The 14,224-nt window shown below is 64.3% G+C and carries 13 protein-coding genes; 1 reads left to right on the top strand and 12 read right to left on the bottom strand.

The window, feature by feature from the left end; translation table 11 throughout:
- Positions 1–77: 77 nt before the first annotated feature.
- The 4 genes from ALC15_RS15120 to ALC15_RS15105 all read right to left on the bottom strand — a co-directional run bounded on the left by ALC15_RS15120 (position 78) and on the right by ALC15_RS15105 (position 4,728).
- Positions 78–902 (bottom strand): SphA family protein, encoded by an 825-nt coding sequence (locus tag ALC15_RS15120; RefSeq protein WP_094193901.1) that lies wholly within the window; start codon positions 900–902, stop codon positions 78–80.
- 148 nt (positions 903–1,050) lie between these two features.
- Positions 1,051–2,160, bottom strand: coding sequence for a helix-turn-helix domain-containing protein (locus ALC15_RS15115; protein ID WP_157860910.1), 1,110 nt, complete (start codon positions 2,158–2,160; stop codon positions 1,051–1,053).
- Complete coding sequence (locus tag ALC15_RS15110) at positions 2,138–3,715, bottom strand: gamma-glutamyltransferase family protein (RefSeq protein WP_050627908.1); 1,578 nt, start codon at positions 3,713–3,715, stop codon at positions 2,138–2,140. Before ALC15_RS15110 ends, ALC15_RS15115 begins: the two co-directional genes overlap by 23 nt.
- Positions 3,716–4,053: 338 nt before the next feature.
- Positions 4,054–4,728: a helix-turn-helix transcriptional regulator gene (locus tag ALC15_RS15105; RefSeq protein ID WP_050627907.1), complete on the bottom strand. Its 675-nt coding sequence runs from the start codon at positions 4,726–4,728 to the stop codon at positions 4,054–4,056.
- Between the two features lie 136 nt (positions 4,729–4,864).
- Here ALC15_RS15105 and ALC15_RS15100 point away from each other — a divergent pair, with 136 nt between their 5' ends.
- A complete protein-coding gene (locus ALC15_RS15100; protein ID WP_094193899.1) occupies positions 4,865–6,151 on the top strand; it encodes a serine hydrolase domain-containing protein in 1,287 nt (428 codons plus the stop codon).
- A gap of 13 nt (positions 6,152–6,164) precedes the next feature.
- Here the strand turns inward: ALC15_RS15100 and ALC15_RS15095 are convergent, their stop codons facing one another.
- The 8 genes from ALC15_RS15095 to ALC15_RS15060 form a co-directional block, all read right to left on the bottom strand.
- On the bottom strand, positions 6,165–7,568 hold the full coding sequence (locus ALC15_RS15095) for an amidase (RefSeq protein ID WP_050627906.1): 1,404 nt from the start codon (positions 7,566–7,568) through the stop codon (positions 6,165–6,167).
- An 81-nt stretch (positions 7,569–7,649) separates the two neighbouring features.
- Positions 7,650–8,411 carry an SDR family NAD(P)-dependent oxidoreductase gene (locus ALC15_RS15090; RefSeq protein WP_050627905.1) on the bottom strand — a complete coding sequence of 254 codons (762 nt, stop codon included), beginning with the start codon at positions 8,409–8,411 and terminating at the stop codon, positions 7,650–7,652.
- Positions 8,412–8,474: 63 nt separating this feature from the next.
- Positions 8,475–9,185: an ABC transporter ATP-binding protein gene (locus ALC15_RS15085; RefSeq protein ID WP_094193898.1), complete on the bottom strand. Its 711-nt coding sequence runs from the start codon at positions 9,183–9,185 to the stop codon at positions 8,475–8,477.
- Positions 9,175–9,894 carry an ABC transporter ATP-binding protein gene (locus ALC15_RS15080; RefSeq protein ID WP_050627904.1) on the bottom strand — a complete coding sequence of 240 codons (720 nt, stop codon included), beginning with the start codon at positions 9,892–9,894 and terminating at the stop codon, positions 9,175–9,177. Before ALC15_RS15080 ends, ALC15_RS15085 begins: the two co-directional genes overlap by 11 nt.
- Before the next feature lie 3 nt (positions 9,895–9,897).
- On the bottom strand, positions 9,898–10,971 hold the full coding sequence (locus ALC15_RS15075) for a branched-chain amino acid ABC transporter permease (protein WP_050627903.1): 1,074 nt from the start codon (positions 10,969–10,971) through the stop codon (positions 9,898–9,900).
- Positions 10,972–10,984: 13 nt separating this feature from the next.
- Entirely contained in the window at positions 10,985–11,851 is an 867-nt protein-coding gene (locus tag ALC15_RS15070) for an ABC transporter permease subunit (RefSeq protein WP_050627902.1), read from the bottom strand.
- Positions 11,852–11,946: 95 nt separating this feature from the next.
- Entirely contained in the window at positions 11,947–13,161 is a 1,215-nt protein-coding gene (locus ALC15_RS15065; protein WP_050627901.1) for an urea ABC transporter substrate-binding protein, read from the bottom strand.
- 60 nt (positions 13,162–13,221) lie between these two features.
- A complete protein-coding gene (locus ALC15_RS15060; RefSeq protein WP_050627900.1) occupies positions 13,222–14,217 on the bottom strand; it encodes an acetamidase/formamidase family protein in 996 nt (331 codons plus the stop codon).
- Between the last annotated feature and the right edge of the window lie 7 nt (positions 14,218–14,224).

Raw genomic sequence — 14,224 nt, 5'->3', positions numbered from 1 at the left:
TGACGCAGTATCGATTCCGGGCAGGCCGGCAGTGCCGCCGGAGGCGTTCGAGGAGAACTCGTGCGTCGCCCAGACCGTCAGCGCGGCCGGCCCGAAATTGTAGCCGACCAGGCGCCGCCGGCCCAGATGTTGTACCGGTCGACGTTGATCGCGCCGTTGTAGAACGCGCTCGACGTATCGCCGGTCACCTGTCCTGCGTAATAGGCGATCGGCCCGAAGGTCCAGTTGCCGATCGTCTTGGCGGCGGTGAATTCGGCGTGGAAGACGTCGCCGGAGCGATAGCCGGTGATCGAATTCCTGGTGTTGATCTCGTGGTACAGATTGGCCGTGAGATTCCAGCCGTCCTTCAGATAGGACACGACCAGCTCGGGCTGGAAGGTCCACCAGGGATTGCCGACATTGTTGAGGCCGGACGGACCGCTGATCGACCCGTTCGGCACGTATATGCCAAGGCCGGTCTTGACGAAGAAACCGCTGTCGCCGAGCTTCCAGCTCAACTCCCCCGGCACGATGAAGGTGTTGTGCATACCCGCCTGCTGGACGTTAATCGGGCCGCCGACATCGGCCATGATCCAGGGCTGCACGATGACCGCATCATACGTCGCGCCGAGGAAGGTCCAGCCCGGCACCCACAAGAGACCGGATGCTTCGACGGCGGCATGGACCGGCGTGGACGCACCACCGACGTTGGGCGCCCCGGGACCGACGATGTTCGCCTGATAGGTGAAGACCTGATTGAAGCTGTAAAGGCCGGGCGGCGGCGTGCCGGCCGTGCCTCCGCCCAACGTGATGCCCGGTTTCTGCGCCCAGCCGGGAGAACCAAACTCATACGCGTTGGCCGATGTTGTAGCCGCACCCGCCACGATCAGCGCAGCAGCAGCGATTGTCCGATATGTTGTCATGTACCCCCCTGTCCCCAACCGCGCTGCACTGCATTTCGATCGACGATCGATCGTGCGGGCTCCGCGCGGAGCGGGCGAAATCTAGAAAGGGGATTTCAAGCGGCGTTATCCGGAATCGGCAGAAGCAACTGCCGCGCAGTGAAAATTCCTAGCGTGAGGCGGATGTCACACGCTGCACGGTGTGCGAGGGCAGCTCGCCGAACAGTTGCCGGTAGTTTTCGGTGAAGCGGCTCCAGTGCCAGAAGCCCCACCGCGCCGCGACGTCGCCGATCGAGACCGGCTGGCCCGTCGCGGCAACGGCACGCAGCTCGCGGCGCACCGCGTTCAGCCGGAGCGTGCGCAGATACTGCAACGGCGTCAGACCGAGCGCGTCCTGAAAGCAACCTTGCAAGGTCCTGCGGCTGACGCCGACATGACGGCAGAGTTCGGCGATGCGCGGCGGATCCTCGACCCGCTCGAACACATATTCGCGGATGCGGTCGACCGTCTTCTTTTGTGCGGTGCAGCCGCGAACGTCGACCCAGTCGTTCTGCGACAGGATGTCGGCGAGCGCGCCGACAAGGGTGTCCTGAAGCGAACGGCGCACGTGCTCGAACCCGAGCGCCGGTCCCAGCCGCTCGCCCTGGTCGCAGAGCTGGCGAAGGCCATGCTGAAGGCCGGCCAGGCCGGGCCCGCTGAAGAAATGCTGCTGCCCGCGAAGGCCCGCGATGAAGTCGGCCGCGCGGGTCTCGCCGAGCGCCTCCAGGCACCGCGACAGCCGATTGCGCGCGACCACAACCGATACGACGTCGACCCGCGTCGAGGTCAGCAACGGCAGCAGATTGGCGCCATCGCTGAGCAACAGATGCGGAAACACCAGCGGACGGCCGTTGTAATATCCGGGGTTGGATACGGCGAGCGGCAGGCTGAAGACCAGCGCATCCGGCCAGGCAGATCCCTGCTTGAGCAAGGCCTGCGTCGTCGTCTCCCGGACGATCTCGAGACCGCGGAGGCGGATCATCACCAGCCGCCCGGTAAACCTTCCGGGCGACACCTGCTCCATTCGCATGTTCCAGCCGCTGATGCGACCGGCATGGTCGTTCGCATCGACCGACTCGACGATCGACACGCCGGCCATCTCGGCCGCGGCGCGCTTGTCGCTCATGATGCACTCCCCCAGCATCCAGCTTGGAGAGCGCGCGGCGCGGTAACAATCAACCGTTCGAACGATACCGTCGAGGTAACCTGGTTTGTGGCTAGAAACCGAGCGCCAGCCCATCCTTGCGATGATCGGAGGCGCCGAGCAGGACACCGCGCGCATGGTCGATGCGGATCGCCTGGCAGCCGCCGATCGGGTCCTCCGAGAATCGCGCATCGTGGCCGCGGGCGCGAAGGTCGTCACGGATATCCGGAGAGATCGTCGTCTCCAGCGACAGCGCGCCGTCGAACGCAAAGGAGCGCGGCGCCTCGGCCGCCGCCTGGATGTCCATCTTCAGATCGAAGATGTTCGACAGCAGATTGGCATGGCCCGTGGCCTGGTAGTGCCCGCCCATCACCCCGAACGACATCACGGTCTTGCCGTCCTTGCGCAGGAGGCCCGGGATGATCGTGTGCATCGGGCGCTTGCGCGGTCCGAGCGAGTTGAGATGTCCGGGCCTGGCACGAAAGCTCCAGCCGCGGTTGTGCAGCAGGATGCCCGATTTCGGCGCGTAGATGCCGCTGCCAAACGGATAGAACAGCGAGTTGATCAGCGAGACGGCGTTGAGATCGCGATCGACCACCGTGACATAGACGGTGTCGCGGTGCTCGATATCGTCCCACGTTGCGGGCACGGAAGCGCTGTCCATATCGATCTTGCTGCGGATCCTGCCGATATAGTCTTCGGCCAGGAATGCAGCCGGATCGACCTTGCTGGTCGCCGGATCGCAGAAGAAGGCGTCACGCGCGCGGTAGGCGGCCTTGGTCGCTTCGGCGAGCAGATGAATGCGATCGGCCTGCGCAAGGGCGCCGACATCGAAGCCGGCGAGCGTGCGCAGGATCATCAGCGCGGCGAGGCCCTGCCCGTTCGGCGGACACTCGACCACGTCATGGTCATGGTAGCGCGCCGAGATCGGCTGGACGTAATCGGAGGTCTGCGCGGCGAAATCCTCGCTGCTGTGCGCCCCGCCGAGGCCACGCAAGATGCCCGTCATTTCATCGGCGGCTTCGCCCGCATAGAAGGCGTCGCGCCCGTGCTGCGCGATCCGGCGCAGGGTGCGGCCGAGCGCAGGTTGGGCACGGATGTCGCCGACGTCAGGCACCTTGCTGCCGGGAAGGAACTGCGCCGCCGCGTTGGCGTCGATCTCGATCCGCGCCCGGAAGCGGCGCCAGTCTTCCGCGACGCGCGGCGTGACGCAGAAGCCCTGCTCGGCAGCCAGAATCGCCGGCCGGAAGATCTCCTCCAGCGACTTGCTGCCGTGATCGGCGACCAGCCGGCACCAGGCGTCGATCGCGCCGGGCACGGTCACCGCCTCCGGCGCGGTCGGCGGAATGTCGCGCGCCCCGCTTGCGGAGTATTTCTCGACGTCGGTGGCTGCCGGTGTGCGGCCGGAGCCGTTCAGTGCGATCGGCTCGCCGGCTTTTGGCGAATAGAGTGCAAAGCAGTCGCCGCCGATCCCGGTCATCTGCGGCTCGACCACACCCTGCACCGCGACCGCGGCCACCGCGGCATCGACGGCATTGCCGCCGGCCTTCAGCATCTCGACCGCGGCAAGCGTCGCCTGCGGGTGCGAGGTCGCGGCCATGCCGCGCTCCGCAACCGCCACCGAACGGCCGATGGCCATGAAATCACGCATGTCGCTATCCTCTGATGCTGCGAGCGGCAGCCGCTCGCCAACATTGTCGAAAACGACACCGGTCCTTGGGGAAATTTCGTCTCGTGCGTGCTGTAGCGGCAATCCACCTAACGGTGGATCAAGCAGGCAAGTCATTTCGCGAGAATATGGGACCTGTGACTTAGAGGCCGCGCCACTCACTCGGTGTCGTCCTGGCGAAAGCCAGGACCCATTACCCCAAATGGCAATTGCTGTGCGACGCTGAAGCCACACCCCCGCTCACAATCAACGGCGGTGGTTATGGGTCCTGGCTTACACCAGGACGACGCCTGAAAGGCAGCCGGAGCGCGACCCGCGCCCTAATGCGGCCGCGACATCATCGCCACCACGGCAGACCGGGTCTCGACGCCGAGCTTCTCGAAGATATGGATCAGATGCGTCTTCACCGTCGCGAGACCGATGTTGAGGCATTCGCCGATCTCGCGATTGGTCCGGCCGCAGCATAGCAGCTCGACCACTTCCATCTCGCGCGAGGTCAGTCCGTAACGCGCCGGCTCGTCGGGATTCGACGACAGGCGGCCGGTCAGGTTGAATTCGAGATAGTCGTGGATCTTCTCGGCAATGTGCATGCTGCCGTCGGGAATCGCGCAGCCCGGCGCCCAGAGCACGCTCATGCCGGCGACGATGCGGTCGTTGCGGCGGAAGAAGAACTCGATCATGTCGGCAACGCCGCATTGTCCGGCGAAGGCGCGGTAGGTCGCCGCCTCCTGGGACGCGCATTGGTCGAGGGCCGTGCTTAGCCGGGCAATCGGCCGGTTGCTCGCCGAGCGCGGATGCAGCGGATCGAGCCGGTTCATGCCGGCAAGATACTGGTCGTGGAAGCTCGGCGGAACGTTGCTGGAGAGCACAAAGCGGTTGAGAGTCAAATTGCCGTCGACTTCGTAGAACGCGGTCGCGGAACCCTCGAGAATTCCTCGCGCGAACTGAATGGCCTGCGTGGTTGCCGGATCCGGTCGGCCCAGAAGCGCGATCATGACCTACCTCCCGATGTTTCCCGATGGCGAACGTCTGCGCGTCGCATGCCCGGCACGCTGGGGCAGACGCAGGGCGTAGTCAAGCAATTTGCGGGCCAAGCGCACATCCTGGAAACGGTTACGCCGGAGTAACCTGATGCCCCTCTCCACCATCCGGTTGATTGCGGACGGCGCGACCCATGCGGAACCTTCGCACCTCCCCACGCATCATTGGATCAAGAATGAATTCGCGTCACATCATGGCCGATTTCCCGTCGCGCCCGACGAACAGGTCACGCTCGCCAACTGGCGCCAACATCCCTTCAACGAGTGGGCATTCCGCAATGTCCGCGAGCTGCTGCCCACCGCGAACATCGCGCGCGCATCGGCGCCCGCGCCGTTGTCCTTTGCGCCGCGCCATCTCGACGACGTCAGCTTCGCCGACCCGCGCGGCGAGACGGTGGGCGTCGGCCACGCGCTGCGCGCCAGCCACACCGACGGCATCGTGGTGTCGCACCGCGGACAAGTCGTGTTCGAATGGTACACCCACGGCCTGACACCGGACACGCCGCATTTGATCTTCTCCGTCAGCAAGTCGGTCGCCGGAACGCTGGGCGGCATCCTAGCCGATCACGGCAAGCTCGACCCCGACGCCCCGGTGACGCGCTACATCCCGGAGATGGAGGGATCGGTCTATGGCGGCAGCTGCACTGTGCGCCACCTGCTCGACATGAGCGTCGGCATCCGCTTCGAAGAAGACTACATGGCGCGCGACGGCGACATCATGAACTACCGCCGCTCGACCGGCTGGGAGCCGCCGGATCCCGCGATTCCGCCGAGCAACCTGCGCGACTATCTGCGCACGCTGCGGCCGAACGGCGCGCCGCACGGCCAGACCTTCCACTACGTCTCGACCAACACCGACGTGCTCGGCTGGGTCTATGAGCGCGCCTGCGGCATGTCCTATGCAAAGATCCTCTCGCAGTATCTGTGGCAGCCGATGGGCGCCGAGCACGACGGCTACATCACGGTCGATTCGCGCGGCGCGGCGCGGGTCGCCGGCGGCATCTGCGCGACGGTGCGCGACCTCGCCCGCTTCGGCGAGATGATGCGCAACCACGGCATCAGCAACGGACGGCAGGTGGTGCCGGGCTGGTGGCTCGACGACATCAGGCGGAACGGCAATGCAGAGGCCTGGTCGCGCGGCGACCTGACCAAGGTGTTTCCGAACGGCAATTACCGCAACAAATGGTACACGCTCGACCGGGGCGAAACGCCGTTTGCGGCCGTTGGCATCCACGGCCAGTGGATCTACATCGATCCGGTCAACGAGACCGTGATCGCGCGCGTGTCCTCGCAGCCGCTGCCGATGGATCTCGATCTTGACCACATGTGGATGCGCGGCTATCGCGCGATCGCGGCAAGGCTTGCCGGCACGGCGTGACCGACTGACAGCACTATTCGATCGGCGGCCGCCGCGTATGCCAGTCCGTTATCGACTGATACGCGGCGCCGGCGCGGACCAGCACGTCTTCGGACAGATGCGGGCCGACCAGTTGCATGCTCAGCGGCATCTGGTCGGACGCCATGCCCATCGGCAAGGTGATGGTCGGGCTGCCCGAGAAGTCGAACACCGCCGTGAAGCGCAGGATGCTCAGCAGCACGTTGGGGTCGGCGCCGTATTCACTCATCTTGGTGAGAGTCGGGATCGGCACCGGCATCGTGGGGATCAACAGGAGATCGATATCCTCGAACATCGCGGCAAGGCTGCCTGCGAACTTCAGCCGCTCGTGATGGATCGCAGCAATATCGACCCCGCTCATCGCCCTGCCCTGCTCGATCAACTGAGCGAGGTCGGGGCCGTATTCCGACTTCCGCGACGGATAAGTGTCCAGATGCGCCTCCGCCGTCTCCACCGAGCACATCGCAATCCACTGGCTGACGAGCTTCTGATAGGACGGGAAATGCACCTCGCGGATCTCGGCGCCGAGATCGGCCAGCGTACGCTCGGCTTGCACCAGGGCGCTCACGACCTGGCGATCAATACCCTCCTGGGTGTAGCGGCGATCGACGCCGATCCTCAAACCCCGGATGCTCTCGCCAACGCCGGCCAGATAGTTCGGCACCGGCGCCCCCAACGCGGTCGGATCGTTGGCGTCGGCACCGGCGATGACGCCGAGCATCGCCGCGGCATCCGCAGCACTCCGGCACATCGGTCCGACGTGATCGAGCGAGTCAGCCAACGGGAAGACGCCGTAGCGGCTGACGCGGCCCCAGGTCGGCTTGACGCCGGTCAGGCCGCAAGTCGCCGACGGAAACCTGATCGAGCCGCCGGTGTCGCTGCCGATCGAGCCGTAGCAGAGCCCCGCTGATGTCGCGACGCCCGAGCCGCTCGACGACGAGCCGACCCAATAGTTCACATTCCACGGATTGAGCGGAGCCTCGACGGCCGGATGGTGGCTGGTATAGGCGCCCTCCGTCATCTTGAGCTTGCCGAGCGTCACCGCGCCGGCGACTTCGAGCCGGTCCACGATCGTGGCGTTGAAGGACGGCACGAACTTCGCGTGGATCGTGGTGCCGCCCGCGGTCGGTGCAAACGACGTGTAGCAGAGGTCCTTTAGCCCGATCGGAACGCCATGCAGCGGGCCGCGCCAGATACCCCTGGCGATCTCGGCGTCGCGCTGCTTCGCCTGCGCCATGGCCCGCTCCGCAAGCACGAGCGCGTAGCCGTGAAACTGTCCATCCAGCTTCGCGATCCGGCCGAGGATCGCCTCCGTGATCTCCGAGGATTTTGTCTCGCCTCGGCGGATGAGCCCGGAGATCTCGGTGATCGACTTGTAGTGCAATGGATCCGCTGACATCTGACGCCCTGCTGTTTTCGGAGAATGCCTGTCCGGACCGCCACTCTGGGCGGCGGTCTCGTCACTGACGGCGTGCTGCGCCTAGAACTGGACGCCGCGCGTCAACGCTCCGTCCACCACGAGGTTGGTGCCGGTGATGAAGCTTGCCGCCTTGCTCGCCAGGAACACGGCGGCATTGGCCATCTCCTGCGGCGTGCCCATGCGGCCGGTCGGGTTGAGCGCCAGCGCGGATTTGTACAGTTCGGGATTGCCGTCCTTGATCATGTTCCAGACGCCGCCCTCGAAATAGGTGTTGCCCGGCGACACCGAGTTGGCGCGGATGCCCTTGGCGGCAAGCTGGTAGGCCAGGCCCTGCGTGTAGTGGATGATCGCGGCCTTGAACGTCCCGTAGGGACCGCTGGCAAAATCGACCTCGCGTCCGGAGACACTGGAGATGGTGACGATCGCGGCCGCCTTGCTCTTCTCCAGATGCGGCATCGCCGCGTTGACGAGCCGCACCGTCCCCATCATGTCGGTGGAGAATTCCTTCTCCCAGCTCTCCTCGTCCTGCCCGATCGAGAGCGCGCTGACATTGGCGACCACGACATCGATGCCGCCGAGCTTGGACGCCATGTCGGCGACCCAGGCTTTCAGTGCCGGTCCGTTCGAGACATCGACGGCTGAGCCAAACGCCGCAACGCCCTTGGCCTTGATCGCGGTGACCGCGGCATCGACGTCAGCCTGATTGCGTGCGCAGATGCCGACATTGGCGCCCTCGGCCGCGAATGTGTCAGCGATTGCCCTACCGATGCCCTTGGTGCTGCCGGTGACGAGAACCTTTGCTCCCTTGAGTCCCAGATCCATATCCATTCCCTCCGTTATTATCGATTATGGAACACGCACTTCCGAACCAGATTGCGCGGCGGATCAAAGCAGGAGCTGCGCGCGCACATTGTCTTCGTTGACATCGTCGCCAGCCAGCGATCGCGTGATCTTGCCCTTCTCCATGATGTAGCAGCGCTGCGCGACAGCAAGGATGGTGTCGAGATTCTGCTCGACGATGATGATCGTCGTCCCCAGTTCCTCCCGGAACGACTTCAGCGCCTCGCAGATATGCTGCACGATCGAGGGCTGGATGCCTTCGGACGGCTCGTCGAGGATCATCAGCAACGGATTGCCGATCAGCGCGCGGCCGATCGCAAGCTGCTGCTGCTCGCCGCCCGACATGGTGCCTGCGATCTGCCGCCGGCGCTCCTTCAGGCGCGGAAAATACGCATAGACCAGTTCGGGGAGCTTCTTTCCATCCGGCCCGCCGATCAACTCGCCGACCTGCAGATTCTCCTCGACGGTCATCTGCGGAAACACGTCGCGGCCCTGCGGGATGTAGCCGAAGCCGGCGCGCGCCCGCGCGTCGGCCTCGAGCTGCGTCACGTCCTGATCCATGAAGGTGATGGTGCCCCGCCAGCTCTGCAGCAGGCCGATCAGGCAGCGCATCAGCGTCGACTTGCCGACGCCGTTGCGGCCGATCACCCCGACGATCTCGCCGCGCGAAACCTGCATGCTGACGCCCTGCAGGATCGGCGTCGCGCCGTAGCCGGCCCAGAGTCCCGAGACGTCCAGAATGCGATCAGTGGGCATGGGTCTTACCCAGATAGATTTCGGCAACCTGCTCGTCTTCCAGGATAGCCTCGAGGCTGCCGCGCGCGAAGATCTTGCCGAGATGCAGAACGGTGACGCGCTGGGCGACCTGCCGCACGAACGCCATGTCGTGCTCGACGACGAGGACCGTCATGCCCTCGGCATTGAACGACTTGATCAGCTCGCCGGTCTTGTAAGTCTCCTCCGGCGACATGCCGGCGGTCGGCTCGTCCAGTAGCAGGAGCTGCGGCCGCAATGCCAGCGCCATTCCGATCTCGAGCCATTGCTGCTGGCCATGCGACAACGCGCCGGCCAGCTTGCCGCAGTCGTCAGCCAGATTGAGCAGCGACAGCAGCCGGTCCTCTTCGGCGTTGCGTTCGGCACCCGCAAGCCGCTCCTGGAGAGCGATCTGGATGTTCTGCCGCACCGGCAGCTCCTTGAACACGCTCGGCGCCTGCATCTTGATGCTCATGCCCCGTTGCACCCGTGCGTAGGGACGCTCAGTGGTGATATCGACCGAGTCGAAGAAGATGCTGCCCGCGGTCGGCGGATAGAGGCCGACGATCAGCTTGAACAGCGTGCTCTTCCCGGCACCATTGGGCCCGATCAGGCAGTGCACCTCGCCGGCATTGACCGTCAGGTCGACGTCGGAGACCGCCGTCAGACCGCCAAAACGCTTGGACACGCCTTTCACATCGACCAGTGCCATGGATCAGGTCTCATCCGATTGCAGACGGCCGGCATCGGCGAGCGCGGGGCTCTCGTTGCGCCGCCGTCGCCTGCTCCACCAATCGACAACGAGCTTGCCGATGCCCAACACGAAGCCCTGCGGCGCCAGCATCACGGTGGCGAGCAGCAGCACGCCCATCAGCACCAGCGCCGCCTGCTGGCTGTAGACGGTAATGGTCTGGAAGCCGAACAGCAGCAGGAACGAGCCGACCAAGGTCGCGGTCAGATCGTTGCGCCCGGAGAACGCGACCCACACGATCGGCATGGCGGCGGCCGGCAGTCCGATGCTGGACGGCGTGATGAACTGGCCCCAGGACGTGTACAGCGCACCGCTGAGCCCCGCGAGGCCGCTGCCGATCACGAAGGTCAGGAGCTGATACTTGCGGACGTCGTAACCAAGCATCTCGGCGCGCTGCGGGTTTTCCCGCGTCGCCACGATCACGTTGCCGACGCTCGAGTTCACCAGCATCCGCAGCGCGATGTAGACGATCACGATCAGCGCGATCATGACGTAGTAGAGCGCCGATCCTTCGATGTCGAAGCTGCCGACAGTGAGCGGGTCCATCCCCTTCATGCCGTTGAAGCCGTTCAGCCGCGCCGAACCGATATGCCATTCGGGCCCGGCGGTCTGCCCGAGGAAGAAAGCGAGCACCAGCGTCGCCGACAGAGTGACGATGCCGAAGAAGATTCCGCTGATGCCGCCCCAGATCATGAAATAGCCGAGGATTCCCGCCGCGATCATCGCGATGACAACCGACAGCACGAGCGCAGCGATCGTCGCCGTTCCACCGCCCATGTTGATGGCCAGCACGCCATAGCCGTAGCCGGCAATGCCGAAGAAGAAGGTCTGGCCGAACGATAGCATGCCGCCGTAGCCCCACATCAGGCAGAGCCCGAGCGCCATGAAGATCCAGATCAGGAAGTAGGCGAAATTGCCGACATCATAGGAATCGGCGAACAGCGGATAGATCAGCGCGCCCGCCAGCACGGCAAGAAAGCAGGACCAGAAGATCCTGCCGCGTCCGAGCGTCTGTGGACCGTCGAGCAGCTTGAGCATCGGAAATTCCCGTCTAGCGCCCACGACGCACCAGCACGCTGGATAGCCCTTCGGGCAGCACTCGAATGATCAGGATGACAGCAAACAGCATGCCGATCTGCCCGATGATCTGCCCGTAGCTCGCATTCAGCGCCATCCGGATCATCGCCAGGAACACCGCCGCCGGCGCAGTCCCGAGCAGCACGTTGGCGCCGCCGATCACCACGGTCACGAAGCTCTCGACTACGAAGGTCGCGCCCATGGTCGGGATCAGCGTCATGGTCGGCGCATAGAGCGCACCGCAGAGCCCCGCGAGCGCGGTACCGATCCCGAAGCTGATCGAGTAGATGCGCCCGGTGCGCGCACCGAGCGCCTTCGCCATCGCGGCGTTCTGCATCGTTGCCCGCGCGATCACACCAAAGCGCGTCTTCATGAAGATGATGTAGAGCCCGGCCAGCACCGCCACCGCGCAGAAGAACAGCACAAGGCGGTAGGTCGAGAAAGTATAGCCGCCGATCGCAAAGCTTCCCTCCGGGGTGCCGATGCCGCGGACGGCGGAGCCAACAATCAGCAACATCGACTGCGTCACGATCAGGCTGAGGCCCCAGGTCGCGAGCAGCGAGTCCAGTGGACGTTTGTAGAAGCGCCTCACGATCAGCAGCTCGACAATCATGCCGATGATCCCTGCGGTCAGCGCGGCGAGGATCTGGGCAATCGGGAGTGGGACGCCGAGGTTCACCAGCCCGACCGTCACATAGGCGCCGCACATGATGAACTCGCCATGCGCCATGTTGATGACGCCCATCATGCCGAACACGATGGCAAGGCCCGCCGCGGACAGGATCAGAAACGCGAAGACGTCGGCGAACTGATAGAATACCGAGAAGAGTTCAGCCGACATTCCGCTCTCCGTGGTCACGGCGCCGCAGCATTGCGGCGCCGGTTCGCTTGGAAGTCATGACGCAATAACACGAGCAAGATTCGTGCCCGCACGCGTCACGATTTGCTGGGAAGATGACTCGGCGTGTACTGATCCTTGTCGTTCTTCTTGGTGAGATCGCAACCGATCTCGCCGAGCCAGTACGGCTGGATCGTCCCGTAGTCCTTCTCGACGGTCACTTCATGCTTCGGCCCGACCGAGATCAGGCGCATGCGGTGCGAGGTATGCTGGCTCTTCGGATCGATGCAGACCTTGCCTTCGGGCGCGTCAATGCAGGCATCGCCGGTCGCGATCACCTTGCGCATGTCCTCGAGCTTGGTCGATTTCGCCTTCTCGACCAGCGCCTTGTACATGTAGAGCGCGTTGTAGGCGTTGTAGCCCATGTCATTGATGTAGAGCTCATCGGGGAACTTGGCGTGCCAGCGCTTTTTGAAGTCGTTGGCTTCAGGCGTGTCGATCTCCTCGAACCAGTTCGCGGTCGCATGCATGTTGTTGAGCGCCGGCGGCTTGAACCGCTTGTGCTCGAAGCCGAGCATGATCTTGATCGACGAGCCCATCGGCAGATTGAGATTGGCCGCGGCCGCCTGCTCGAAGAACGAGTCCTGCGCCGCGCCGACATTGATGGTCAGCAGCCAATCCGGCTTCGCCTTCTGGATGTTCTGGATCGTCTGCGCAAACTGCGAGACGCCGAGCGGGATGAACTCCTCTCCGACGACCTCGCCGCCGAGGTCCTTCATGATCTTCCGATTCCACTCCGCGGAGATCTGGCCGAAATTGTAGTCGGCGGCGATGACGTAGACCTTCTTGCCGAACTTCTGGACCATCCAGGGGATCAGCGTCGAGAACTGTTGCTCCGGCACAGCGCCCATGCTGATCATGCTGGCGTCGCAGACACCGCCTTCATACTGGTTCGTATAGAAGTACGGCGTGGTGGTGCGATCGACGATCGGACGCAATGCCTCGCGCGAAGCCGAGGTGATGCCGCCGATCAGCACGTCGACCTTGTCGCGATTGAGTAGGCGGCGGCCGAATTCCTGATAGCGGGCGTTGTCACCTTGGGGATCGAGGTGGATCAGTTCGATCTGGCGGCCGAGAATGCCGCCGCTCTTGTTGATCTCCTCGACCGCCAGCTGCGATCCGTGCAGCTTCGGCATGCCCATGAACGCGAGATCGCCGGAGACGTCCTCCAGCAAGCCGACCTTCAGCGGCGGTTCCGCCGCCTGCGTGCTACCTGTTGCCGCGATTCCAAGCATTGCGCCAAGCAAAGCCATTCCAACTATTCGCCCCGAATTCATCGCGATGTTCCTTGTCGTTGAATGATTGTTGGAAGTTCACGCCTTGAGGTAATTCTTCAGGATCGACGCCCCCATCGTGTATTTGGGATCGACCATGTTGCCGAGCCGCATCCGGCCGACCTGGCTGAGCAGCATGTAGGCGTCGATCTCGTCGAAGCCGTAATCGGCGCTCATCCACCGCACCAGCTCGCGATAGGCGATCCGCGCCGCGTCCTCGAGCGGGCGCGCGCTGCCGATCGTCATGATGAAGTCAGCCGTCTCGAGCCGCGGCCAGGCAAAGCTCCAGTTCTTGATCAGGTCGATCTGCAGCGTCACGGTCGCGCGCTGCTCGAGCGCAACGCCCGAAAGCTCGCCATCGCCTTGGGTCGCGTGGCAGTCACCGACATAGAGCAGCCCGCCTTCAGCATGCACCGGCAGATAGATGATCGCGCCGGGCGCGACGTCGGGCAGGTCCATGTTGCCGCCGTGATAGTCGGGCTGCAGCGAGGAGATCGCCTCGATCTCGGGCGACACGCCGATCGTGCCGATGAACGGCTCGTAGGGCAGCGTGATCTTGTCGTTCCAGCGCACGCCGTTGCGGTCGACATGCAGCTTCTTGACCCGCTCGGGCAGCGGCGGATTGAGCAGTGCGGTCGATGCGGTCCCGACCAGGCCGCCGAACTCCGGAATGATGCAGGTGGTGCCGGCCGGCTGCGCGCCGCGGGTCTCAACGTCGCGGATATAGACCGCGAGACAATCGCCCTTTTTGGCGCCCTTTACCGCGATCGGCCCGCATTGCGGATTGAGGTACGGGAAGTTCAGCTTGGCCGTCGGGCTGTCGCTTTCGCTGGTCAGCACTCCGCCGAAGGCGTCTTCGGTCTCGACAACGACCACGCCGCCGGGATCGATCGACAGCGTCGGCTTGGCATAGGGTCCATAGACGTAATGGAAGCCGCCCTGTTGCTCGATCGTCAAACTATGGGTCGTGCCGGTCGCGCCCTTGGCAACGGCCCGCCTGGCCATGATGGAACTCTTCAACCAGTCTTCGGTCATGCTGACA

This window comes from Bradyrhizobium viridifuturi, from assembly GCF_001238275.1.
Lineage (GTDB): Bacteria > Pseudomonadota > Alphaproteobacteria > Rhizobiales > Xanthobacteraceae > Bradyrhizobium > Bradyrhizobium viridifuturi.
This window is presented reverse-complemented; position numbering and strand designations above follow the sequence as displayed.

Bases quoted from the DNA above. Each gene is read 5' to 3' on its own strand.
- ALC15_RS15120 (WP_094193901.1), bottom strand. From the start codon at position 902: ATGACAACATATCGGACAATCGCTGCTGCTGCGCTGATCGTGGCGGGT.
- ALC15_RS15115 (WP_157860910.1), bottom strand. From the start codon at position 2,160: ATGGGCTGGCGCTCGGTTTCTAGCCACAAACCAGGTTACCTCGACGGT.
- ALC15_RS15110 (WP_050627908.1), bottom strand. From the start codon at position 3,715: ATGCGTGATTTCATGGCCATCGGCCGTTCGGTGGCGGTTGCGGAGCGC.
- ALC15_RS15105 (WP_050627907.1), bottom strand. From the start codon at position 4,728: ATGATCGCGCTTCTGGGCCGACCGGATCCGGCAACCACGCAGGCCATT.
- ALC15_RS15100 (WP_094193899.1), top strand. From the start codon at position 4,865: ATGCCCCTCTCCACCATCCGGTTGATTGCGGACGGCGCGACCCATGCG.
- ALC15_RS15095 (WP_050627906.1), bottom strand. From the start codon at position 7,568: ATGTCAGCGGATCCATTGCACTACAAGTCGATCACCGAGATCTCCGGG.
- ALC15_RS15090 (WP_050627905.1), bottom strand. From the start codon at position 8,411: ATGGATCTGGGACTCAAGGGAGCAAAGGTTCTCGTCACCGGCAGCACC.
- ALC15_RS15085 (WP_094193898.1), bottom strand. From the start codon at position 9,185: ATGCCCACTGATCGCATTCTGGACGTCTCGGGACTCTGGGCCGGCTAC.
- ALC15_RS15080 (WP_050627904.1), bottom strand. From the start codon at position 9,894: ATGGCACTGGTCGATGTGAAAGGCGTGTCCAAGCGTTTTGGCGGTCTG.
- ALC15_RS15075 (WP_050627903.1), bottom strand. From the start codon at position 10,971: ATGCTCAAGCTGCTCGACGGTCCACAGACGCTCGGACGCGGCAGGATC.
- ALC15_RS15070 (WP_050627902.1), bottom strand. From the start codon at position 11,851: ATGTCGGCTGAACTCTTCTCGGTATTCTATCAGTTCGCCGACGTCTTC.
- ALC15_RS15065 (WP_050627901.1), bottom strand. From the start codon at position 13,161: ATGGCTTTGCTTGGCGCAATGCTTGGAATCGCGGCAACAGGTAGCACG.
- ALC15_RS15060 (WP_050627900.1), bottom strand. From the start codon at position 14,217: ATGACCGAAGACTGGTTGAAGAGTTCCATCATGGCCAGGCGGGCCGTT.